Genomic DNA, 20,175 nt, shown 5'->3' with positions numbered 1-20,175 from the left:
GAAACAAAGGGTTAAAGAAGCTGGTCAAGCGCGCCAATAAAGCTTAGGATCTGCACAGAAAACAGCACTTTTTGGAGTAATTCACCTTATGGGTATCAGAGCCATAGTCGTCGACACCGCCGGCACTACGACAGATCTTAACTTTATTCAGGATGTGCTTTTCCCCTATTCGGCCAAGGCATTGCCGGAATTTTTGGAACGCTATCAAGATAATATCCTGGTAGAAAACTGTATCAGCGACACCAAAGAGATGGCGCTGGAGCCGGATGCCGATCTGCCGCGGGTAATAGAAATACTCCAGCAGTGGGTTGCCGAAGACCGCAAGGCCACGCCGCTGAAAACGCTGCAGGGCCTGATCTGGAAACAGGGCTATGCCAAGAACGAGTTCACCGGTCATATCTATCCTGACTTCATTGAAGCCATCAAGGAATACAAGGCTCAGGGACTCAGGATATACAGCTTCTCTTCCGGCTCAGTGGAAGCCCAGAAGTTACTGTTCAGCCACAGTGACGGCGGCGATCTGACCGAGTTGTTCAACGGTCATTTTGATACCCGCACCGGCGGCAAGCTGGATAAGCAAGCCTACTGCAACATCATTAACACCATAAGTTTGAGCCCCAAGCAGATACTGTTTGTCTCCGACATGGTGGACGAACTCAAGGCCGCTGCCGCTGCCGGGCTGATCACCTGCCAAATGGTACGAGAGGCCGGACAACGCACAGGCGATTTCCGGCAGGTGAAGAGTTTCGCCGAGCTGAAGATTGACTGATAACAAGCAGAGTTAGCCGCTAAATCAAGGGGAGCCAATGGCTCCCCTTATTGTTTACAACACCTATTTCTTATCCCGGAAAATCAACGCCTGTACGGAATGTTGTTCCCCTCTTGAGACAGAGAGCCGCTGTTGTTATCCTGAGCCAACAAAAATAAAACGGTCGTTTAAATATGGAAGATTTTACTCAGCGTTACCCACAACACTCACAAATCCCGGTGGCCTGGGGCGAAATGGATGCCCTGCAACACATCAACAATGTGGTCTATTTCCGCTACTTTGAGACCGCCAGAATCGACTTCTTCAACCGCCATTTTCCCTTGGGTGAGATGTACAAACAGGGAATGGGGCCGGTAATAAGCGAAAACCAGGCCAGGTACAAGCGCCCGGTCACCTACCCGGATACCCTGTTGATAGGGATCAGAATAAGCGACATAGGTGAAGACAGGTTTACCATGCATTACGAGGCGTACAGTAAGGCGCAGCGAGCCATTACCACTACAGGCAGCTCTGTCGCCGTGATGTACGATTTCAAGAAAGGCACCAAGGCCAAACTACCGCAGGAACTGCTGACGATTCTCAGGCAACACAGCCAGGAAGCTTAAGCCAAGGCTAAGTCAGGGCTCGAGAGCAGGCTGGCGCCGGCCCTGCCGCAGTTTGCGCCTGTGCTGCTGTACCAAACGCAGTGCTCGGTACAGATCTTCTGTCGACAGCTCCAGGTAACGGCCGCCGTAAAACCACAGTGGACCGTACAACTGTCGGCAATGGGTTATGCTGATGGGTAACACCAGGTCATTGTTCAGCAGCAATTTCAGTTTCATGCCCTGATGCAAACGGCAGGCGGAGATCAAACCAACCCCGCCGCGGCTGATATCTTTGATATTTCCAAGCCCCAGCTTGCCGGGGCGCCACCAGTGCCAGTGTCCCAGTTGCACCGTCATGCCATCACAGTCGAGCAGGAAGTCGGCGTCATTGCCCAGCCTCAGGCTGATACGCAAATGCTCGCGTCGCTGCGCCTCGTCACTGCTATTGTCCGTCATTACTGGTACCTGTCCCTTGGCTGATTAAAGCGGGCCGCCTCATTGGCCTCAAAGAGTGCCTTTCCGCCTGCCAGGCTCTGGATCTGCTCGGAAGCTTCCTTGGTGAGGATCAGTATCTCCACTCTGCGATTGGCCGGGTTAAAGGGCTCATTATCGATAAAGGGCACCCGGTCGGCCATGCCGTTAACCTGAAGAATCTGCCCCTGACGTACGCCACCAAACTCTATGGTTTGTCTGGCAATCAGCGCCCTTTCACTGGACAACTCCCAATTGGTATAGCTGCGACCGACATAAGGCAGCGAGTCGGTATGGCCAGAGATGATCAGTTGGTTTTTCACCTGTTGTAAAACAGGCGCCAAGGCTAACAACAGATCTTCAAAATAGGGCCGCATCTGCGCCTGGCCCACTTTGAACATAGATTGTTCATTGTTGTCGTGAATGCGGATCCTTATTCCCTGAGGCACTGCGTCCAACTGTACGTTTTTACCCATACCCGCCTGGTCGACGACCCGCTGGATCTGCCGCGCCAACACTTCCAGTTGCACCTGAGTGGCAAACTCGCCTGGGATAATGGCATTCAGTTTGGGCCCCATACCGGCCTTGGGCTGCCACTTGCCTTCTGGTACATGGGTGCGCAGCGCAGGGCCACGCATCTCATCACCACTGGCCGGGGTAGGAACCACAGGTTGCTGCACACTGGGTTGCCCTTGCAGATCGATGAGCGAGGGGATGTTACGCAGATCGAAAGGGTTGATATCGCCGGAGGGATACAACTCACCATTCAAGTACTTAACCACGGTTTCCCGCTCTTTTTGATCCGCCACCTGCATGATCCACAGCACCAAAAACAACGCCATCATTGCCAGGGTAAAATCGGCAAAGGCGACCTTCCAGGCGCCACCATGAGCACCGTGTTGTTTGCCCGCCCGAGCACGACGGACAATGATAGTTTCCTGTCTTGGTGCCATTAACTTCTCTGTTCTGTCAGTATCTGTTCCAATTCCACAAAGCTGGGACGGCTCTCGGTCTGGATCTGTTTGCGGCCGGCATCTATCGCCTGTATCGGCGGTTTGCCCTTGGCGAACGTCGTCAGCATGGCGGCAATACACTTGAGCTGGCTGATCTGCCGATCCACTTGATGTTCCAGCGCCTTTGACAACGGCTCGAGCAAGCAATAACAGGCGAAAATCCCAATAAAGGTGCCCACCAAAGCAGCCGCTACCTTGACCCCGATCAGGCTGATGGGGCCATCAATGTTGGACATGGTAATGATGATCCCCATCACAGCCGCCAGAATACCGAATCCCGGCATGGCTTCGGCGATTCGTCCCAGTGCCAGCGAGGGGCGCAGGCTGTCTTCTTCGATTCTGTGGATCTCTTCCTCGAGTATCATTTCCAGGTCGTGGGGAGAGATTTTACCTATCGACTGCAGGCGCAGGTTATCAACCAAAAACTGCAGCAACTGAGGGTGTTCAAGCACCACCGGATACATCAAAAACAACGAACTCTCGTCCGGATTTTCGATATGGGCATCCAGCACCTTCATCCCCTGGGATTGGATCTGCGCCATCAGCATGTTCATCAGGCCAAACAGCTGAGGGTAGAGTTCCGGCTCAGGAGTATCCTGTCTGGCGATCTGGCGCAACTGCTGCCACAGCTCCACCAGTACAGCGCGGGGGTTGGCAATCAGCAAAGAGCCGATGCCGGCACCGAGGATGATCAGGATTTCTGCCGGTTGCCACAAGGCCAGCAGATTGCCGCCGGCCCAGGCATAGCCGCCGAAGACACACACCAAAATCACCATTAAACCAACAAACTTACTCATTATCAGGTTTCCAAATCAGAGTTGAGCCTGCCGATAAATCGCCTGTAACTGGCGCACGGCAACCTTGTGTAATTGACATATCCGGGTTTCGGTTAACCCCAGGGTGGCTGCAATCTCTCTGAGATTGAGTTCATGCTGATAATAAAGCGACAGAATTACCTGTTCTCTGTTGCTCAGTTGCTTGATTGCCGCAATTAACAGCTGATTGCGTTCAAAATCGACAATTTCCTTGTCCTGACCGCCCAGTGACAACCCCTCTCCCAGCATCTCATCCAAACTGGTCATGGATTCTGCCAGGGTTGCATGCAGGTAATCCCGGTACTCTTCCTGGGTCAGGCCCATTCTTGCAGTGACTTCACTGTCTTTCGGGTAACGGCCCAACTCCCGGGTCAACTGCCTGACCACATCGTTGAATGAGTGTGCCTGCTGGCGCACCGAGCGTGGCCGCCAATCCAGGCGCCGCAGTTCATCGAGAATGGCGCCACGGATCCTCTGGCCGGCAAAGGAGATAAAGCCGGCATCATATTCACCCGGATAGCGCCGGGCAGCCTCCAGCAGGGCCATCAGAGCTATCTGCTCCATGTCCTCCAGGCCGATAAGCGGGCCACAATGACTCTTGAGGGAACAAACTGTGCGTTTTACCAAGGGCAGATATTGATGTAACAACGCCTGCTCGGATTGCCGCTCATTGCCATACGCCTGATAACCCAAATCATAGGCTGTCATCTCACTGTCCAAGGTGCCTCCTTTACTGGATGACCATACGGGTGAACAGGACTTCTTCAATATCCAGAGTAAATTGATCTTTGGTCAGCACCTTGATCAGGGATTCTCTGGCCTCCAGTTGCAGCGTTTCCAGATTCTGCGGTTGATTCAGCACGTTGAAAGACTTGCTGCTGAACATTCGCATCATGGTGTTGCGAATAAGTGGATCGGCCGCCTTGATCTCCTGAGCCGCATTGTCACTGCGGGACTTGAGCGCCAGCTCGAGCAACAGGTAATGGGGATATTCATCACCCGGTACCGAAATAATCATCTTATCCAGCGGGTAAAAACTGGCCTGTGGTTGCACTTCTTCTTCCGCCGATAACCATTTCCCCAACCATGCGGGCGGCTGATGGCCGATGAAAAAACCGCCTCCAGTGGCCAGAATAAGTAACGCAACTATGAGTAAATTTCGTTTCATATCAATCTTTCATCTCTATCATCAGGCCAGTAGGTTCAGTTGCCTATCGCGTCTGCGATCGGCTTCTGTGTCACCTTTGGTTTCGTCCACCCGGGATGAAGCGATCGCGCCGGCATACCCTTCTCTGGCATCCTGCTCAGGTTGGTGTCGCTCGCTGTCGGTGGCTACATCCAGGGAAATATTGCCTTTGTGTTCCATGGCCAGTTCACTGCGCAGGCGTTCTAGGCCGCTGAGCAGAGCATCGCGCACATGGTTGTTGGCCGCATGCATCTGAATATGCAGCCGGTCACCGTCGAGGCGAATGTTCAGTTCTATCCGTCCAAGCTCGGGCGGGGTTAACTGCAGCTCGGCGGTTTGAATACGTTGATCTATCTGAAAACGCAGTTGATCTCTGAGTGGCAGCAACAGCTCTCTGGCATGCTGTACCTGAGTTCCCTGAGCGCTCAGAGGCAAGGGGCCCCACTGGCTCACGCCCGGGCGCTCGCTTGTCAATGCGGCAACCTCCGGCTGCAGACCAAGCTCAGCCACAGGCTTGCTGGAAGGATCAGCATGCCAGGCCGCCAGCTGCGCCGCGGCATTAACCGTTAGCTGTTGCGACGGCATGGCGGTCTGCGCCATGGTGCCAACGGGCAGAAAAGGTGTGCCTTTAGCCTCAGTTGCCGCACTCGAAACTTGAGAAGCCGCTTGAGGGAAGGCGGCGGCCAATTGCAGGCTTTGTCCCCGCATATCACCCGCACCTCTGCCCTCACCATTGAGCGGGTTCGCTGCCACAGGTTGGCTGATGCCTGCCAGTGACAGATTGGTTTGCTGCGTGCCCACAATGCCCTGCGCCGTGATGCCGGCCAAAGGTGGCACTGTATTTTCATCATGACCTTGGCCCTGCAATTGCGCCAAGGGTGCTCCTGGCGGAGTGGTCACTTGGATTGCAGTTGGCTGCATCAAAGGCGGCAAGAGTTCCTGCGCCACCACAGTATTGGCCGGCATCTCGCCTGCCGACTCTGTCCCTGATTCCCTATCCTCTACTGTGCTGCTTTGCCCTTGAGTAGTCTTTACCTGAGAGCCCTTCTCTTGAGCACCCTGCGCTTTGGCATTCATACCGGAAGCTGTGGAGTTGGCCGGCTGAGTCGCGGCCTGAGAAAGAGACTGTTCTTCCTGCCGATAAGAGTCCTTTCTGCCACTGCTGTCCGGGTGAGCGGACAAGGGCACTTTTTTCGCCGGCGTTTCAGCCAGCGCCGGGATCAGCGCAATACTCAATACAGGTCTCCTTTACTCATGTTTCCCTCTTGAAACTCGGGTTGGCTGAGTTGGGTCAGTTGATAGGCGGACATGCCCTCTTGTTGTGCCAGCAGTTGCTGCATCTGCCGCTGTAGCGATTCGCTCTTGGTTTGCAGCTGTTGCATCACTTGCGAGTGACAAAGCTCCAACTGTTTGCGCGCCTGTAACTCAGCCTGAGAACGGGGCTTTCCCTGCTGCCTGAGCAACTGGATCATCTGCCGGTTGACCCGGCATACTCCCTGCCAGTCTTCGGCCGCTGCCTGCTGTTGCAGGCGTTGTCCCAAGGCTTGCCAGCGGACTATCACAGACTCACTCAAGTTGGGCCCAACCTTCCCTAATCTGTTGAATAACCTGCACCACAGGTTGCAGTGCCTCTGGGTTATTTTCGACACTGGCGCTAACCAGTTGACGGCTGCAATAGTCATAGAGACGGTTGAGGTTGGTTGCTACTTCGCCGCCGTTTTCAATGTCCAACAACACATCAAGCCCATGGATCACATTCAAACACTTGTTGATACTCTGGCCCTTGGCCTCAAACGCCTTGCGTTCCATATGCCCCGAGGCTCTGGCTAGTTCATCCAGCAAGCCATCCAGCAACATACGCACCATCTCATGGGGGTTGGCCGCCGCGGCCCGGGCATCCAAGCTGGCCTGACGGTAGCCGCTGAAAGGATCCTGCTCATAAAACATCGAATAATTCCTCAGTAAAACAATCCACTGGCGCTGTTCAACTCATTGATGGTGGTTTCCATCGCGGTGAACTGCTTCAGATAGATCTGATAACGCTGTTCCATCATACGGTTATGGCGTTCCATATTGTCTTCGACCCGGTCCAACTGGCGTTTCAGGTTGTTCTTCTTCATATCCATATAGCCATCGAAACGGGTATAAGGTTTAGTGATCTCCTGAACCTTATCGACCATGCCGCCCTTGGCTCCGAAGAGATCACTGATCGCCTGCGGTTGGGTCTTCAGGGCGTTTTCCAGCTTTTTCTCATCCAGCTTTAGCTCACCATTACGGGTCAGTTCGATACCGGCGTCGGCCAGAGTCAAACCATTGGGAGCAGCCTGGAAACTCAGCTCACGCAGCCTTTGTTGCAGGGTTCTCAGGCTGGTATCACCCTTGAGGATCCCCAGCTGACTCTCATCTATCTTGCTGCTCTTGCTATCCTTGTCGTCCTTGTCTTTCGAGTCATCCAGGGCATCAACCCCCAGGCCTCGAGTCAATTGACTTATCTGCCGCAGCAGTTCATTGACTGTATCCACATAGGCTTTAACTGCCTCTTTGCCGGCTTCTTGATCCGCCTTGATACTGATATTGCTGCTGTCACCGGCTTCATGAACCTTACGCAGTTCGATATCCACCCCGTCCACAACCTGAGTCAGCATGTTGCTGGCCGAGGTGATACTCATGCCATTGAGCGTAGCCTTGGCATCCTGAGCGGCCTGAGTCTCGACCATGCCCCAGTCAGCACCATCCAGACTGATACTAATACTGTTGGCCTTGCCGGTTTCCTTCGAGGTCAGCATCAACTGCACCTGGCCGCCGGTGCGTACCAGGCTAGCCTGCACGCCCGGGTTGTTGGGATGCTGATTGATCATATCCCGCAGCTCACTGACAGAAACGCTGCCACCGCTGTTAACCATGGCCAGATCCACACTCATGCTCTTGCCACCCATGCTGATCTGAATAACCCCGGATGCCGGCAGAGTGGCATCTTCCGATGCAAAGGGCTTGACCAGTTGGTGTGCCTGAGCCAACTGCTCTACCGACAGCTGAAAATTCCCCTGCGGCGCCTTGGCCGAGCTGCTGACATAGATGTTTTCATCTGTGACCTCGGCGATATTGCCCTTGAAGGCATCGGTCCCAAGGGTTGTCAGTTTGCTGTTAAGACGATCGAGCCCCTTATCCAGCAAGGTGTAGGCATCCAACTGTTTCTGGTAGCCCGTCTTGCTGCTTTGATAGAGATTGTCTTTACCGGCCCTCTCGGCACTGATCAGCTGCTGCGCGAATTGGGCACCACTCATTCCGGAAATCATTTTCAACTCCTCATAGACACAGACTCGTGTCCTTGGAATATTCGGGGATAGCAAGAGGTATGCCATTCAAACGGCAAAGCTAACCCTTTGTAAAATTTGAAAGTTATTTAAGAGTGACTACTGTAGCTTGGTACAGTCTCTTCCTCGGAAGGCCTCAAACAGGAATCAGCTCTTCCGCCGTTTCTTTGTCGAGCTTAAAAAAAAGCGCCATCTTGACTGACGGCGCTTGGAACAAAATTTTTGCTTAGCCCAGCAGACCCATAACCAGACCAGTGTTCTGGTTGGCACGGGACAGTACGTTGGTACCGGCTTGAACCAGCAGTTGGTTCTTGGTCATGGCAGCTGATTCGTTGGCGAAGTCAGCGTCCATGATGCGACCGGCAGCAGCCTTGGTGTTTTCGGTCACGTTGGCCAGGTTAGAGGCAGTGTGGCCCAGACGGTTGATGTTGGCACCCAGAGTAGAACGGTTGGTACCGATTTCATTGATGTAAGTGTTGATGGTATCCAGATCGGCAATATCCAGAGCTGTTTCATCAGGTTGAGCACCCAGAGTCACTGTCATGGTTTCAGCCTTGCTGGCACCAATCTGCATGGCAACACCTGTACCCAGTTTGGTGAAAAGTTTTTCACCGGCATATTCAGTGTTGGTCTTGATACGGGTAGCTTCTGCTGTCAGTGCATCAAATTCAGATTTCAGAGCAGCTTTGTCATCGGCAGAGTTCACACCGTTGGCGTGTTGGGTTGCCAGCTCTTTCATACGGTTGGCGATAGAGCTCAGTTCACTCAGGGCACCGTCGGCTGTTTGCAGCATAGAGACGCCGTCAGAGATGTTACGGCTGGCAGTGCTCATACCAACAACGTTGGCGTTCAGACGGTTGGCAATTTGCAGGCCAGCGGCGTCATCATCGGCACCATTGATGCGCATACCAGTAGACAGGCGCTCCATGGCGGTAGACAGCAGGCTGTTGTTTTTGTTTACGGAGTTCTGGGCAACCAGAGAGGCATAGTTAGTATGTACAGACAACATGGTTTGTTTCTCCCGAAGAGTGTATTTGTGTCATTAACAACAAAGCGACCCGAAAAAACCAAACTGAAAGCCTGATTGAAAAAAACTTTAAAAAGACCAAATTATTTGAGCAGATCCTCGGCGTGACCTCGGCCGATGTTGGCCTGGGCCAGCAGTGCCTCCAGTTGCGAGCCGAAGCAAGCATCCACAGGCGGCAGAGAAATTTCCCCCAGTTGCTGCAACAAATTGCTGGTGACTTGCTGTTTCTGTGCCTGCCAATCCTGACGCCAGTGTTCTATCCGCCGCGCAGTACGCTCAAGCTTGGCCCGGGTCTGACACAACATCTCCGGGCTGTCGAAACGCCATTCTCTGGGATCGCGCCAGTCCAGCAGTTCTTCCAGCCTGATATTGTGCATCTCACCGGCCGGCAGGCGCATACCTTGGCCACTGAGACTGAGATTACCCTGCAGCTGTTGCCACAGTTGGTCATCGCATTCAAACACAGCCTGTTGGTTTTCGACATTGAGTGAGATACCCAAAGGCGCCAGCTGCTCGTTGATTAACTGTGCCAAACGGCTCGGGTCGGTATTGGCCGGCAGTTGCAACGACAGGCTCTGTGGCCCATCGGCACCCGGCAGCAGCAGTTGCAGGCTTTCTTCCCTGTGTTTGGGCTCCAGCAGGGAAACCGCCTTAAGTCGAAAGCGCCGCCGCAAGGCTCTGCGTCTGGGATAGATGATGTTGAACATGGGATCCCACAAGGGGTACTGCAGATAACTGGGCTGCAACTGCTGCAACTGCTTTTGCAGCGACAACAGTCGCTCAAACTGCTCGGCAGAAGGCTTGATAAGCAGCAAGGGCCGCATCCTCTCAAGAACCCGCAGCACCTCTTCAAAACCTGCATCCACCAGCTGCATGGCACTGATGTTATGTTGCAGCCGGGTGGCCCGCTCCCAGCGCTCGAACGCCACTTGCCGATAAGGCAGCAGCTCGCGCCAACTCTCCTGAGTACTGTTGACCACTGTCATATCGAGCAGGGGGGCACTCTGGCTGATGGGTCTTATCTGCCCGGCCAGTTGCAGGGCATCGGTAACCGAATGGATCATGGCACCCTATGACAGTCTTGGAACAAGTTAGGCGTCTCCCCAATCCTGATTAAAGCTGGTTGAACAGCGTCAGTTGGCTGATTTTGACAAAACTCTGCTGCGACACCCGCAAGGCCGTCAGCTTCATCTGAAACTCTGAGGTTGCCGCCGGATAGTCCAGCGCCTCGGTTTCGCCTATCACTTCCTTGGTGAACAGTGCCATCTCCTGATGACTGCTCTTGCCAAGACTCAAGCGGTTCTGTTTGCCACCTATGTCTGTAATCGCCGCGCCTATACTGGAGAGAGTCTCATCCAGAGACTGCATCATGGCGCCTGCCACGGCCTCAAAATCGGCATCACCGGGAGCCTTGGCCGGATCCCGCAGCACTTCGACATACTCGGCGGCTTGATTGAGCAGATCCTGGCTACCGTTACCGAACCAGAACTCCTGCGCCGTGACGTTGGCATCGACCCAGGAGTCGGCAGCTATCTGCACCTGACGATGCTGGGCATCCCCTTGAAACTGATAGCGACCACTGCTGTCCTGTGCTACCGCCGGAGTACGGCTAAGGTTGCCGGAAAACAGATAGTTGCCGTCGGCATCCCTGGCGTTGAGGATATCGACACAGGTGTCCATCAGGGCCGATAGTTCATCGGCATAACCCTGTTGGTCGGCGGCCGACAGTTGACCACTGTTGGCGGAAATGACAATTTCCCGCATCCGGCTCTGCGCCTGCACCAGGCTATCGAGATAAGTTTCCACCCGCCCGAGACTGGTCGACAGGCTGTCGATATTGCTTATGTACTGTGAAGTCTTGGCCAGGTCCCGCTCGCAGTTGAGCACTTTTACCTTGCCTATGGGGTCATCGGAAGGACGCAGCAAGGCCTTGCCACTGGACAGCTGTTGATCCAGTTGCCCCAGTTGACTCAGTGTCTGTTGCATTGAGTGCAAGTTGGCACTGTACATATTAAACATGGCTACCCGCATTCAGGACTCCTTAAATACTGTCCAGCAGGGACTGGAACAGCCTATCGGCCGTGGCTATCACCCTGGCATTGGCCTGGTATGACTGTTGATAAACGATCAGGTTGACCCCTTCCTCGTCCAAATTGATGCCACTGGTGCTGGCCCATTGGCTCTGTGCTTCTTTCTGTAGTGCCAGCGCTGTCTTGCTCTCTTGCTGCGCTTGCCGGGAAATACTGCCCAGCTCACCCACCTTACTGGCATAGGCATTGCCCAGGGTGGCTCGACTGCCCATGGAGGCGAAGTCCAGCTCCTGATTGGCCAAGGCCACAAAGGCCTTGAGATTGCTATTATCCCCCGGAGTGCCATCCAGGCCGAACGCCAGATCGCCGGAGTTCAGGCCCTGATTGAGCCGCAGACTGCCCGCCGGGTTGGAAGCATCCAAGTGCCAAATGGCTTGAGTCGCCTTATTGCCAGCCAGATCTGTGCCTTTAGCCTGAATGTCATTCATCTGTTGTGCCAACTGGGTTGCCAGTTCATCCAGGAAAGCCCGACTCTGTTTCAGGTTGGTATCCCGGTAGTTGAGCAGAGCCCCCAGCTGACCACCCGTCTCCTGTAACTTAAACTGAGACTGGCCAAAACTGAGCTCTAAATTGATTTGCTTGGGATTTGCCGGATCTGTCACGCCCTTGAGTGTTGCCGGAACAATACCACTCAGCAGCGGCTGCCCCTGAGAGAGCGAGATATTGGCCAGGCCCTTGTCATCCATCACTACCCGGATATCCATGAGTGAAGATAATTCAGCTATTGCGGCATCCCGGTTATCCAATAGCGAGGCCGAAGGCACCTTGGCAGCCCCGTCGGCGGCGATATCTTCATTCAAGCGAGCTATCTTCTCCAGCAGAGTATTGATCTCTTTGATGCTGGCCTGGGTCTGGCCGACGATTTGTTGCTCTTGACTGTCCAGCCCTGAGGCTATCGAGTTGAAACGCTGCGCCACGCCGTTGGCTTCATTGAGCACCGCCTGTCTGAGCGCCGGGTCATTGGGCTTTTCCATGGCCGCATTCATGGCGGCAAACAGATGATCCAAGCCGGTAGAAAGGTTGTTGCTGTCGGCGGCCATCAGCTGTTCCAGCTGGCCGGCATAGCTCTGTTTAACACCGGCGAAGCCCACATCACTGCCGGTACGCCACAGTTGCATCACCTGATACTGATCCGAAATCCGCCGCACCCCATCAACACTGACGCCATTACCGGCGCCATAGGCGCCGCCACCGACTGAGCTGAGCAACACCTGCTGGCGGGAATAGCCAGGCACCATAGCGTTGCTGGTGTTGTTGGACATGACTTGTAAGGCCGCCATGCTGGCATTCAGCCCGGACATGGCGTTATTGAGCAGATTCATTCAGTCTCCTTGTGAACTGGCGGAACCAGGAGTGCAGGTTGCATTGCCATGGTCGTCTTCTCAGAAGAAGCGACCGGTTCGGCACTAAACTGAAGTTTTGCCCCTAATTGTCGACTCATAACATCCGCAAGCCCGGTCGATTGCATCTGCGACAACCTCAGTGCCAGTTCGGAATCATACCAATCCCGATACAGGCCATCGTTGCTGGATGACAGCAGATTCTCTTCATCGGCAATGGCATCGCTGGCGGTACGCATCTGTTTCAGCACAGTCTGCAAAAACATGGCTTCAAACTGCTGGCTGACCTGTTTCAGGGCGCCCTTTTCGCCATGCGCCTTAATCAGCTCGCCCGAATCGAGCCGCCCCAGCAGCCCCGGAGTTTGGGTTACTTTCATCAGATCACCACCAGATCAGCTTCCAGGGCACCGGCTTCTTCCAGTGCCTGCAAGATAGCCATCAGATCCATGGGAGAGGCTCCCATGCTGTTGACGGCACGTACGATATCATTCAAAGAGCTACCCTCTGGCCAGACAAACATACGTCCGTCTTCCTGTTGAATATCCACATCCGAGTCATTGGTCACCACGGTTTGACCGGCGGCATCGCCAAAAATCCCCGGATTGGGCTGGCTCACCTGCTGCTTCTCTGTAATGGTCACTGTCAGGTTGCCGTGGCTGACGGCGGCCTTGCGCACCACCACATCACCGCCCATCACCACAGTCCCTGTGCGGGCGTTGAACACCACCTTGGGAGGAATGCGGCCGGGCTCGACCATGATGTCTTCCAGCATAGACATAAACATTACCCGCTCCCGCTCGGATTGCGGCGCCCTGACGCTCACCCGTGCATGGCTCTCGGCCTTGGCGACATCCGGGCCAAACACGGCGTTGATCGCCTTCTCAATATTGCGGGCACTGCGAAAGCCAGCCTGCTTGAGGTTGAGTATCACCTGCGGATTACTGGCAAAAGAGCTGGGAATGACAGCCTCGAGCAAGGCGCCCCCAGGAATACTGCCGACGGTAGGCACATTGATGGTCATGGAGGTGCCGTTGCGGCCCTGGGCCGACACGCCGCCCACTACCAGATTCCCTTGGGCGACGGCATAGATTTCACCGTCGACCGCCCGCAAAGGCGTCATCAACAGAGTGCCGCCCCTGAGGCTCTTGGCATCCCCTATGGAGGAGACGGTCACATCCAGAGTCTGCCCCGGACTTGCCAGCGCCGCCACATTGGCAACCACGGCCACGGCGGCAACGTTTTTCAGCTTGGGATCCATGCTGCCATCAATCTGCACCCCAAACTGTTTCAGCATGTTCACCACCGACTGGCCGGTAAACTTCACCTGGTTCTTGTCACCTGTACCGTCGAGACCCACCACCAGGCCATAGCCCACCAGTTGGTTTTCGCGGATCCCCTGCACATCTACCATATCCAGCAGATGGCGACTCTTCTCGGCCAACACCTGGCCCGGCATGGTAAGCCCCAGCAACAGCAGAGCTAAAAGCAGTCTTGTCATCTTCATTCCTGTTACATAGGGAACCAGGGGCTGTTGAAGTAGCGAGCCGCCCAGCCCATGGCATTGCTGTCGGCAATGGCGCCCTGGCCACCGTAGATAATGCGGGCATCGGCAATCCGCTGCGATGAGATGGTGTTCTGGTTGTCTATGTCATCGGAGCGGATAAGCCCGATAAGACGCAGATACTCATCCCCCTGACTGAGGCGAAGCCATTTCTCACCGCGGATCAGCAGCACGCCGTTGGGCATCACCTTGGCCACCGTCACTGTAATGGCGCCGGAAAGCTGGTTCTGCTGAGTCGTGGCGCCGCTGCCATTGAAGCCACGGCCAAACTTGCCCTCACCATTGGCGCTGAAACTACTGTCATCCACCCCGCCCTGAACGCCAAAGTTCAGATCCTGAGACTTATTGGTCTGGGTATTGGCCTTCTTGCTGGAATAGGTCTTCTCATCCAGGGAGACTGTGAGTATGTCTCCCTCGCGAAAGGCCCGCTTGTCCTTGAACAGGGTCAGCATAAAACCGGGGCGATACAGGCTGCCGTCTTTGGCTTCCGGCAAGGAGTAGTCCACCTCAGGCGGCGCCCATTCTTTGTTGCCCGGCTGCTGTTCTGCGTCAGGGAAGTGGGAGATACAGCCGCTGAGCGACAGCATCAGCAGCGCCAACAAGAGTCTCATGATCTTCATACCGATTGGTTCAGGAACTTGAGCATATCGTCAGTGGCTGAGACCACCTTGGCGTTCATCTCATAGGCTCTCTGGGTCGAGATCATCTCTACCATCTCTTCGACCACATTGACGTTGGCCCCTTCGAGCGCACCCTGGCGCAAACTGCCCAACGCTTCCTCGCCGGGAACTCCTTCTATCGGCACACCGGAAGACGCGGTTTCGTGGTACAGGTTATTGCCTCGGGACTCGAGCCCGGCCGGGTTGGCAAAGTGCGCCAGGGTGATCTGTCCCAGCTCCATCGCCTCTGCCTGACCCGCCACTTTGGCACTCACCACACCGTTTTCGGCTATAGTGATCCCGGTGGCGGTTTCGGGGATCTGGATGTTGGGCACCAAGGGCAGCCCTTGGGAGGTCACCATAATGCCGTCGCTGTTACGATAAAACTGGCCGTCACGGCTGTATGCCACTTCGCCATTGGCTTCTTCAATCTGGAAAAACCCCTGGCCCTCAATAGCGATGTCCAGTTGCTGATTGGTAGTGAGTATGTCGCCTGTGGTGAACACCTTCTGGGTGCTGGCCACTCGGGCGCCCGTGCCCAATTGCAGCCCTGATGGCAACTCATTGAGCTCGTCTACTTGGCCGCCTGGTTGGCGCTGTACCTGATAGAAGAGATCGTTGAAACCGACTCTATCGCGCTTGAAACCTGTGGTATTAACGTTGGCCAGGTTGTTGGCGATGGTCGTCATCTTCACATCCTGAGCAGTCAATCCTGTCTTACTCACCCATAATGCCGATTGCATTTAGACTCTCCTCAATATTAGGCGTCACGCAGCAGGCGATTACCCGCCTCAGCCAACTTCTCTGCGCTTTTCATTAACTTAATTTGCACTTCAAACTGACGTCCCAGATCCATGGAGGCTAGCAACTCACCAACGGCATCGACATTGCTACTCTCCAGCGCGCCGGAAGCCAGCCGTACTTGCTCGGACACCTGGGCCTCGCCGTTGTTGGCATACAGCAAACCATCGGCGCCCTTGTGCAGCTGACTCTGGGCAGCGTTCACCAGCTTGAGCTGGGCAACCTCTTCAATCAGCCCACCCTGCTCGGCCACTATCGACAGACGGCCGTCTTCACTGACAATCAGCTCGCGATACTGAGGCAGCACCAAAGGCCCATTGGCGCCCATCAAGGGGAACCCCGCCACTGTCAGTTCACCATTGGCACCTTCGCTGATGGCGCCGTTACGGGTATAGGCTTCGCCCTGAGGTGTTTGCACTGTGAAATAGCCATCGCCCTTAATCGCCATATCGAGCCGGCGCCCAGTGCTGACTATCTCTCCATGGCGGCTGTTGAAACCGACATTCTGGGTCTGCGGCAAGATCCGCGAAGCAAAGCTTCCCTGAGTCTCAGGCACAGGAACCGCAGCAACCCGCTCCAGATCGGCACGAAAGCCCTGGGTATCGGCATTGGCCAGGTTGTTGGCCCGAATTGCCTGGGACTGCAGAATGCGGCTGGCACCCTGGGCCGCGGTATAAATCATCTTATCCATGAGTCATCCGTCAGATGGCGTTCAGCAGCGCCTGCTGCATGGTCGAGTTGGTGTCCAGTACCTTGGCATTGGACTGATAGTTACGCTGCGCCGTCATCAGGCTGACCATCTCGGCCGTGGTATCCACGTTGGAACCCTCAAGATAGGCGCCCTTCAGGCTGCCCAGAGTACCGCTACCAGGTGCGCCGACTGTGGCCTGCCCAGCTGAGGCAGAGGCCTGCCAGGCGTTGTTGCTCACCGGCGTCAAACCATTGGGATTGTTGAAATCTGCCAGCACCACCTGACCTTGCAGCAACTCCTGACCATTGGTGTAGGTGCCAAAGAGCATCCCGCTGTCATCCAGGCGTATCTTGTTGAATTCACCGGCGGCATAACCATCCTGGCTCAGGCTGGAGTTGTTATAGTCATTGGCATATTGAGTGAACCCTTCATAGTTCACCGCCAGGCTGACATCCTCGGCACCGGCCTTGGCGGGCAGAGTCAGGCTCAGCTTGTCGCCGCCGCTCAGGCTGCCCTTCTTGTCAAACTGCAGGCTGTGGCCGTCTTTGGGTTCGAGAACGGCCGAGTCCAGCACGAAGTAGACTTTCCATTCATTGTCGCCTGTCTTGGCGTAGTACTGGGTCAGGGATCTCTGGTTGCCGAGTGAGTCGAACACACTGACAGTACCCGAGGAGTGATAACTCGCCGGGTCTGTGGGCGAAAATGGCGTCGTTGCAGGATCTATGGCTTCCATACGCGCATCCAGGTTGGACACCTGATTGACCAGAGTCGACGCCTTGGCCGGCAGAGAACCTGTCTTGATCTGCAAGTCACCCATGGTGCCTGTTTGCAGCACGCCATCGGCCGTGGCCGGATAGCCCTGCAGACGGTTGCCGACAGGATCTGTGATAAAGCCCAGAGCATCCTGGCCGAAGATCCCGGCGCGGGCATAAAGATTGGAGCCATCGGTGCCACGCAACATAAAGAAGCCACTGCCCTGAATCCCCATATCCAGCTCACGGCCTGTGTAGGTCAGCGTGCCCTCACGGGAGAAGTTCTGGCTGGTATTCATCACATTGACACCGGCACCCATGCCACTGTTGTAGATGGCGGCAAACTCGCTGCGACCACCACGGAAGCCCCAGGTAGAGGCGTTGGCAATGTTGTTACTTATGGTGTTGAGGTCCTGACTGGTGGCCTGCAATCCACTTAGCGCAATATTGAAAGACATCTTGTCTCCTGTTATGAAACTTCGGAAATATCCAGCACAGACACTGTGCCCAAACCATTGGCCAGCTCAGCCATCATCATGCCCTTGGCACTGACGAAATGAACCTTGCTGATTTCGCCGGCGAGAAATGACTGAGCCTTCAATGCTTTTTCACCGTCGCTGGCCTGAACTTTCAATTGGTATTCCCCCAGAGGAAGCCCCAGTCCTTCGGGATCTATCTGAAAACTGACATCGCCTGCCGCCTGACTGCCGAGCTCCAGGGTTTTGACGACTTCCCCGTTTTTATCGCTGATCTCCACAGTCACCGCCGAGGCGCTGTGCTCCAGATAGACTTTGCCGTCTATCACATGTTCGGCCGCGGTAAAGCTGTCCGCCGGCACCATGGCCTGCTTACCGATAAGGGAAGCCGATTGCACCAGCCCGAGGTTTTCCATCATGGTCATCTGGTTTTTCTGGTTCTGGCGCATCGCCTCCAGACTCTCCACCTGGGAGAACTGCGCCAACTGGCCCAGATACTCACTGGCATCCAGGGGGTTGGTAGGGTCCTGATTCTTGATCTGGGCTATCATCAACGACATGAACTCGTTCTTCAGCGAAGCGGGATCATTGCCGTTGGCACGGATGGCATCTGTCTTCTGGCCATCTTCGCGGGTATTGACGTTCTGTACCTGTTGCATCCTCTATTCCCTTATTTTCCCAGAGCCAGGAGTCCCTGCTGCATGGAGCGGGCGCGGTTCATCACTTCGACACTGGTTTCAAAAGCGCGGCTGGCGGCCATCATGTCGGCCATCTCTTCCACTGTGTTGACATTGGAATAGGTCACATAGCCATCGGCATTGGCCAGCGGGTGGCCGGGTTCATAACGGGTTTCCAACGGTGCATCGGACTGCACCAGGGCCTTGATCTGCACCTTGGCACTGACGCTGTTGTTTTGTTGCTGATAGAGGGTGGAAAATACCGGTTTTATCGCCCGGTAGGCGCTATCACTGGACTCGGCAGCCACACCTGCGTTGGCCAGGTTACTGGCGATAGCGTTCAGTCTCAGGGTCTGCACCGTCATGCCACTGCCGGCAACCTGATATATCTCTGCAAATGACACGATTACTTCCCTTCGATAGCGGCCTTCAGGCCTTGGATTTTCATGTTGAGAAAGGTCAGGCTGGTCTGAAAGTCCATGGCATTTTGTGAAAAACGCGCCTGCTCCTGCCCCAGTTCAACCGTGCTGTTATCGGCACTGGACTGATAAGGTACCCGATACCCCACTGTGTACTGCCCTCCAAAAGGGATGCCGGCATCCAGCTGCGCCATCAGAGCACCAAAGTCCAGATCTCTGGCCTGGTAGCCGGGTGTTTCGGCGTTGGCCAGGTTTCCGGCCAGCACCTTGCTGCGCTCAACCCTGAAATCCAATAATTGAGGATGCAGACCCAATGCCGCATCGAGCTTGATAGCCATGGTTTCTCCTAGTAAGGTATCCATAGGTTTTCGCTCCTTGTAACAAATACCATGCCAATAGTTTTTACCCTTAAAATACAATGACTAAAAAGCCAACCGCCAATAATTGCGGAACCCTGATTTCCCCTTTTGCCTTGCTGCTTTCGCTGTTGTTTCCGCTGCTTCCGTTGCCGGCGGCCGCCTCGGCCAACCAGGTCGAGCAAGCGGCCAGACAATATCTGCAGCAGCAATTGCAGCAGTTTGCTGCGGCGCAACAGATGAAACCGCTTCAAAGCAAGATTCGAATGACACTGCCATCTGGGGTCAAGCGCCTGGCCGACTGCCCGCAAAAGCCGGACATCAACCTGGCCAACCCTTCGGCGCCGCTCTGGGGACGGGTATCTTTGGAGGTGCGTTGTCCGGCGGCCGACTGGCGTTTCTTTCTACGGGCCAGGGTCGAAGCCAAGGCCCAATTGCCTGTGCTGACACAAACCCTGCACAGAGGCAGCATCATCGACGCGCGGAACATAGAGTGGCGCTGGCTGGAGTTGCAGGCCAGTGACAGAGACATTGTCAGCAGCCAACGCGAGCTCATAGGCAAACAGGTGGCGCGCAGGATCCGCGCAGGTGAAGCCATCTTGCTGCGACAGCTGAGCCAGAGTGATTGGGTGCGTGCCGGTGAACAGGTGATCATCCAGGTCAGCCAGGAGGGTTTTGAAGCTCAAATGCCGGGTACCGCGCTGGAAAGTGCCTCCCGGGGAGAAGTGATTAGGGTGCGAAACTTAAGCTCGCAGAAGGTCATCAAGGCCTACCCGATAGCGCAGGGCATAGTTACACCACAAAAGTAATTACATCACAAAAATAATTTTATTTTTTACGGATCCGGTCGCCTTTACTCACTAGAGCACATTATTTCGGGGGTTCAATGGAAATCACTCAGCGTCTGCATGCGGTTGTCAGCGACAGCGGCGTCACCGCAGCGAATCGGCGTCAACGCCAGGAAACCACGGTATCCGCAGCCCAGCAGGATAAGGTAAGCCCTGAGTATCACTGGCTGAATCAGGCCCAGACTCAACTGGCTCAGGAGAGCGAGGTAGATCAACTTAAGGTGGCCAGCTTGCGTCAGGCACTGCAACAGGGCAATTTTGAACTGGATGTCGAGGCCATGGCCAAAGCGATGCTGCAGCAGCACGGGAAACAGGACAAGTAAGCC

Annotated in this window: 26 protein-coding genes; 4 read left to right on the top strand and 22 right to left on the bottom strand. The window is 55.1% G+C overall.

The window, feature by feature from the left end:
- Positions 1-88: 88 nt before the first annotated feature.
- Both mtnC and HCX89_RS07245 read left to right on the top strand, forming a co-directional pair.
- The gene (gene mtnC, locus HCX89_RS07250; protein ID WP_025888419.1) at positions 89-769 is read left to right on the top strand and encodes an acireductone synthase; all 681 of its coding nucleotides are present in this window, start codon (positions 89-91) and stop codon (positions 767-769) included.
- A gap of 173 nt (positions 770-942) precedes the next feature.
- On the top strand, positions 943-1,374 hold the full coding sequence (locus HCX89_RS07245) for a thioesterase family protein (protein WP_025888420.1): 432 nt from the start codon (positions 943-945) through the stop codon (positions 1,372-1,374).
- A gap of 12 nt (positions 1,375-1,386) precedes the next feature.
- On the opposite strand, the gene HCX89_RS07240 is transcribed toward HCX89_RS07245, so the two are convergent.
- From HCX89_RS07240 to HCX89_RS07135, 22 genes are all read right to left on the bottom strand, one after another.
- Positions 1,387-1,809 (bottom strand): hypothetical protein, encoded by a 423-nt coding sequence (locus tag HCX89_RS07240; RefSeq protein WP_025888421.1) that lies wholly within the window; start codon positions 1,807-1,809, stop codon positions 1,387-1,389.
- A complete protein-coding gene (locus HCX89_RS07235; protein ID WP_025009155.1) occupies positions 1,809-2,777 on the bottom strand; it encodes a flagellar motor protein MotB in 969 nt (322 codons plus the stop codon). Before HCX89_RS07235 ends, HCX89_RS07240 begins: the two co-directional genes overlap by 1 nt.
- The gene (gene motA, locus HCX89_RS07230; RefSeq protein ID WP_025009154.1) at positions 2,777-3,634 is read right to left on the bottom strand and encodes a flagellar motor stator protein MotA; all 858 of its coding nucleotides are present in this window, start codon (positions 3,632-3,634) and stop codon (positions 2,777-2,779) included. Before motA ends, HCX89_RS07235 begins: the two co-directional genes overlap by 1 nt.
- 15 nt (positions 3,635-3,649) lie before the next feature.
- A complete protein-coding gene (locus HCX89_RS07225; RefSeq protein WP_167715521.1) occupies positions 3,650-4,360 on the bottom strand; it encodes an RNA polymerase sigma factor FliA in 711 nt (236 codons plus the stop codon).
- A 22-nt stretch (positions 4,361-4,382) separates the two neighbouring features.
- The gene (gene fliL / locus HCX89_RS07220) at positions 4,383-4,820 is read right to left on the bottom strand and encodes a flagellar basal body-associated protein FliL (RefSeq protein WP_037474831.1); all 438 of its coding nucleotides are present in this window, start codon (positions 4,818-4,820) and stop codon (positions 4,383-4,385) included.
- Between the two features lie 21 nt (positions 4,821-4,841).
- Positions 4,842-6,074, bottom strand: coding sequence for a flagellar hook-length control protein FliK (locus tag HCX89_RS07215; RefSeq protein WP_167715519.1), 1,233 nt, complete (start codon positions 6,072-6,074; stop codon positions 4,842-4,844).
- Positions 6,071-6,412, bottom strand: a complete 342-nt coding sequence (locus tag HCX89_RS07210; protein ID WP_167715517.1) for a hypothetical protein — start codon at positions 6,410-6,412, stop codon at positions 6,071-6,073. Before HCX89_RS07210 ends, HCX89_RS07215 begins: the two co-directional genes overlap by 4 nt.
- A complete protein-coding gene (gene fliS / locus HCX89_RS07205; RefSeq protein ID WP_025009148.1) occupies positions 6,405-6,785 on the bottom strand; it encodes a flagellar export chaperone FliS in 381 nt (126 codons plus the stop codon). The genes HCX89_RS07210 and fliS overlap by 8 nt, the downstream gene beginning before the upstream one ends.
- An 11-nt stretch (positions 6,786-6,796) precedes the next feature.
- The gene (gene fliD, locus HCX89_RS07200) at positions 6,797-8,134 is read right to left on the bottom strand and encodes a flagellar filament capping protein FliD (RefSeq protein WP_071237320.1); all 1,338 of its coding nucleotides are present in this window, start codon (positions 8,132-8,134) and stop codon (positions 6,797-6,799) included.
- Positions 8,135-8,378: 244 nt separating this feature from the next.
- Positions 8,379-9,161: a flagellin gene (locus HCX89_RS07195; protein ID WP_028780425.1), complete on the bottom strand. Its 783-nt coding sequence runs from the start codon at positions 9,159-9,161 to the stop codon at positions 8,379-8,381.
- Between the two features lie 101 nt (positions 9,162-9,262).
- The gene (locus HCX89_RS07190; protein ID WP_167715515.1) at positions 9,263-10,243 is read right to left on the bottom strand and encodes a hypothetical protein; all 981 of its coding nucleotides are present in this window, start codon (positions 10,241-10,243) and stop codon (positions 9,263-9,265) included.
- A gap of 49 nt (positions 10,244-10,292) precedes the next feature.
- Positions 10,293-11,210, bottom strand: coding sequence for a flagellar hook-associated protein FlgL (flgL, locus tag HCX89_RS07185; protein WP_167715513.1), 918 nt, complete (start codon positions 11,208-11,210; stop codon positions 10,293-10,295).
- Positions 11,211-11,220: 10 nt separating this feature from the next.
- The gene (gene flgK, locus HCX89_RS07180; protein WP_096142182.1) at positions 11,221-12,591 is read right to left on the bottom strand and encodes a flagellar hook-associated protein FlgK; all 1,371 of its coding nucleotides are present in this window, start codon (positions 12,589-12,591) and stop codon (positions 11,221-11,223) included.
- Entirely contained in the window at positions 12,588-12,986 is a 399-nt protein-coding gene (locus HCX89_RS07175; protein WP_025009142.1) for a rod-binding protein, read from the bottom strand. Before HCX89_RS07175 ends, flgK begins: the two co-directional genes overlap by 4 nt.
- Positions 12,986-14,107 carry a flagellar basal body P-ring protein FlgI gene (locus HCX89_RS07170; protein WP_025009141.1) on the bottom strand — a complete coding sequence of 374 codons (1,122 nt, stop codon included), beginning with the start codon at positions 14,105-14,107 and terminating at the stop codon, positions 12,986-12,988. The genes HCX89_RS07175 and HCX89_RS07170 overlap by 1 nt, the downstream gene beginning before the upstream one ends.
- An 11-nt stretch (positions 14,108-14,118) precedes the next feature.
- Entirely contained in the window at positions 14,119-14,781 is a 663-nt protein-coding gene (gene flgH / locus HCX89_RS07165; protein ID WP_025009140.1) for a flagellar basal body L-ring protein FlgH, read from the bottom strand.
- Between the two features lie 5 nt (positions 14,782-14,786).
- Positions 14,787-15,572: a flagellar basal-body rod protein FlgG gene (gene flgG / locus HCX89_RS07160; RefSeq protein ID WP_025009139.1), complete on the bottom strand. Its 786-nt coding sequence runs from the start codon at positions 15,570-15,572 to the stop codon at positions 14,787-14,789.
- A gap of 17 nt (positions 15,573-15,589) precedes the next feature.
- Positions 15,590-16,321 carry a flagellar basal body rod protein FlgF gene (locus HCX89_RS07155; RefSeq protein WP_167715511.1) on the bottom strand — a complete coding sequence of 244 codons (732 nt, stop codon included), beginning with the start codon at positions 16,319-16,321 and terminating at the stop codon, positions 15,590-15,592.
- A gap of 10 nt (positions 16,322-16,331) precedes the next feature.
- Positions 16,332-17,531, bottom strand: a complete 1,200-nt coding sequence (gene flgE / locus HCX89_RS07150) for a flagellar hook protein FlgE (RefSeq protein WP_025888437.1) — start codon at positions 17,529-17,531, stop codon at positions 16,332-16,334.
- A gap of 11 nt (positions 17,532-17,542) precedes the next feature.
- Positions 17,543-18,208: a FlgD immunoglobulin-like domain containing protein gene (locus HCX89_RS07145; RefSeq protein WP_167715509.1), complete on the bottom strand. Its 666-nt coding sequence runs from the start codon at positions 18,206-18,208 to the stop codon at positions 17,543-17,545.
- A gap of 11 nt (positions 18,209-18,219) precedes the next feature.
- Complete coding sequence (gene flgC / locus HCX89_RS07140; RefSeq protein WP_025888439.1) at positions 18,220-18,630, bottom strand: flagellar basal body rod protein FlgC; 411 nt, start codon at positions 18,628-18,630, stop codon at positions 18,220-18,222.
- Positions 18,631-18,632: 2 nt separating this feature from the next.
- On the bottom strand, positions 18,633-18,983 hold the full coding sequence (locus HCX89_RS07135; RefSeq protein WP_025009135.1) for a flagellar basal body rod protein FlgB: 351 nt from the start codon (positions 18,981-18,983) through the stop codon (positions 18,633-18,635).
- 80 nt (positions 18,984-19,063) lie between these two features.
- On the opposite strand from HCX89_RS07135, the gene flgA reads away from it, so the two are divergent.
- Together flgA and flgM are read left to right on the top strand one after the other, a co-directional pair.
- A complete protein-coding gene (gene flgA / locus HCX89_RS07130; RefSeq protein WP_167715507.1) occupies positions 19,064-19,810 on the top strand; it encodes a flagellar basal body P-ring formation chaperone FlgA in 747 nt (248 codons plus the stop codon).
- Between the two features lie 77 nt (positions 19,811-19,887).
- On the top strand, positions 19,888-20,172 hold the full coding sequence (gene flgM / locus HCX89_RS07125; protein ID WP_025009133.1) for a flagellar biosynthesis anti-sigma factor FlgM: 285 nt from the start codon (positions 19,888-19,890) through the stop codon (positions 20,170-20,172).
- Positions 20,173-20,175 lie beyond the last annotated feature (3 nt).

Source organism: Shewanella sp. Iso12 (assembly GCF_012030025.1).
In the GTDB taxonomy this organism is placed as follows: domain Bacteria; phylum Pseudomonadota; class Gammaproteobacteria; order Enterobacterales; family Shewanellaceae; genus Shewanella; species Shewanella algae.
This window is presented reverse-complemented; position numbering and strand designations above follow the sequence as displayed.

Excerpts from the sequence above, each read along its gene's own strand:
- HCX89_RS07155 (WP_167715511.1), bottom strand. The coding sequence starts at position 16,321 with ATGGATAAGATGATTTATACCGCGGCCCAGGGTGCCAGCCGCATTCTG.
- flgL (WP_167715513.1), bottom strand. The coding sequence starts at position 11,210 with ATGCGGGTAGCCATGTTTAATATGTACAGTGCCAACTTGCACTCAATG.
- flgG (WP_025009139.1), bottom strand. The coding sequence starts at position 15,572 with ATGCAATCGGCATTATGGGTGAGTAAGACAGGATTGACTGCTCAGGAT.
- flgK (WP_096142182.1), bottom strand. The coding sequence starts at position 12,591 with ATGAATCTGCTCAATAACGCCATGTCCGGGCTGAATGCCAGCATGGCG.
- flgH (WP_025009140.1), bottom strand. The coding sequence starts at position 14,781 with ATGAGACTCTTGTTGGCGCTGCTGATGCTGTCGCTCAGCGGCTGTATC.
- fliL (WP_037474831.1), bottom strand. The coding sequence starts at position 4,820 with ATGAAACGAAATTTACTCATAGTTGCGTTACTTATTCTGGCCACTGGA.
- HCX89_RS07190 (WP_167715515.1), bottom strand. The coding sequence starts at position 10,243 with ATGATCCATTCGGTTACCGATGCCCTGCAACTGGCCGGGCAGATAAGA.
- motA (WP_025009154.1), bottom strand. The coding sequence starts at position 3,634 with ATGAGTAAGTTTGTTGGTTTAATGGTGATTTTGGTGTGTGTCTTCGGC.
- HCX89_RS07225 (WP_167715521.1), bottom strand. The coding sequence starts at position 4,360 with ATGACAGCCTATGATTTGGGTTATCAGGCGTATGGCAATGAGCGGCAA.
- HCX89_RS07170 (WP_025009141.1), bottom strand. The coding sequence starts at position 14,107 with ATGACAAGACTGCTTTTAGCTCTGCTGTTGCTGGGGCTTACCATGCCG.
- HCX89_RS07245 (WP_025888420.1), top strand. The coding sequence starts at position 943 with ATGGAAGATTTTACTCAGCGTTACCCACAACACTCACAAATCCCGGTG.
- flgA (WP_167715507.1), top strand. The coding sequence starts at position 19,064 with ATGACTAAAAAGCCAACCGCCAATAATTGCGGAACCCTGATTTCCCCT.
- mtnC (WP_025888419.1), top strand. The coding sequence starts at position 89 with ATGGGTATCAGAGCCATAGTCGTCGACACCGCCGGCACTACGACAGAT.
- HCX89_RS07135 (WP_025009135.1), bottom strand. The coding sequence starts at position 18,983 with ATGGCTATCAAGCTCGATGCGGCATTGGGTCTGCATCCTCAATTATTG.
- HCX89_RS07240 (WP_025888421.1), bottom strand. The coding sequence starts at position 1,809 with ATGACGGACAATAGCAGTGACGAGGCGCAGCGACGCGAGCATTTGCGT.
- HCX89_RS07195 (WP_028780425.1), bottom strand. The coding sequence starts at position 9,161 with ATGTTGTCTGTACATACTAACTATGCCTCTCTGGTTGCCCAGAACTCC.
- HCX89_RS07235 (WP_025009155.1), bottom strand. The coding sequence starts at position 2,777 with ATGGCACCAAGACAGGAAACTATCATTGTCCGTCGTGCTCGGGCGGGC.
- flgM (WP_025009133.1), top strand. The coding sequence starts at position 19,888 with ATGGAAATCACTCAGCGTCTGCATGCGGTTGTCAGCGACAGCGGCGTC.
- fliS (WP_025009148.1), bottom strand. The coding sequence starts at position 6,785 with ATGTTTTATGAGCAGGATCCTTTCAGCGGCTACCGTCAGGCCAGCTTG.
- flgE (WP_025888437.1), bottom strand. The coding sequence starts at position 17,531 with ATGTCTTTCAATATTGCGCTAAGTGGATTGCAGGCCACCAGTCAGGAC.
- HCX89_RS07145 (WP_167715509.1), bottom strand. The coding sequence starts at position 18,208 with ATGCAACAGGTACAGAACGTCAATACCCGCGAAGATGGCCAGAAGACA.
- HCX89_RS07175 (WP_025009142.1), bottom strand. The coding sequence starts at position 12,986 with ATGAAAGTAACCCAAACTCCGGGGCTGCTGGGGCGGCTCGATTCGGGC.
- fliD (WP_071237320.1), bottom strand. The coding sequence starts at position 8,134 with ATGATTTCCGGAATGAGTGGTGCCCAATTCGCGCAGCAGCTGATCAGT.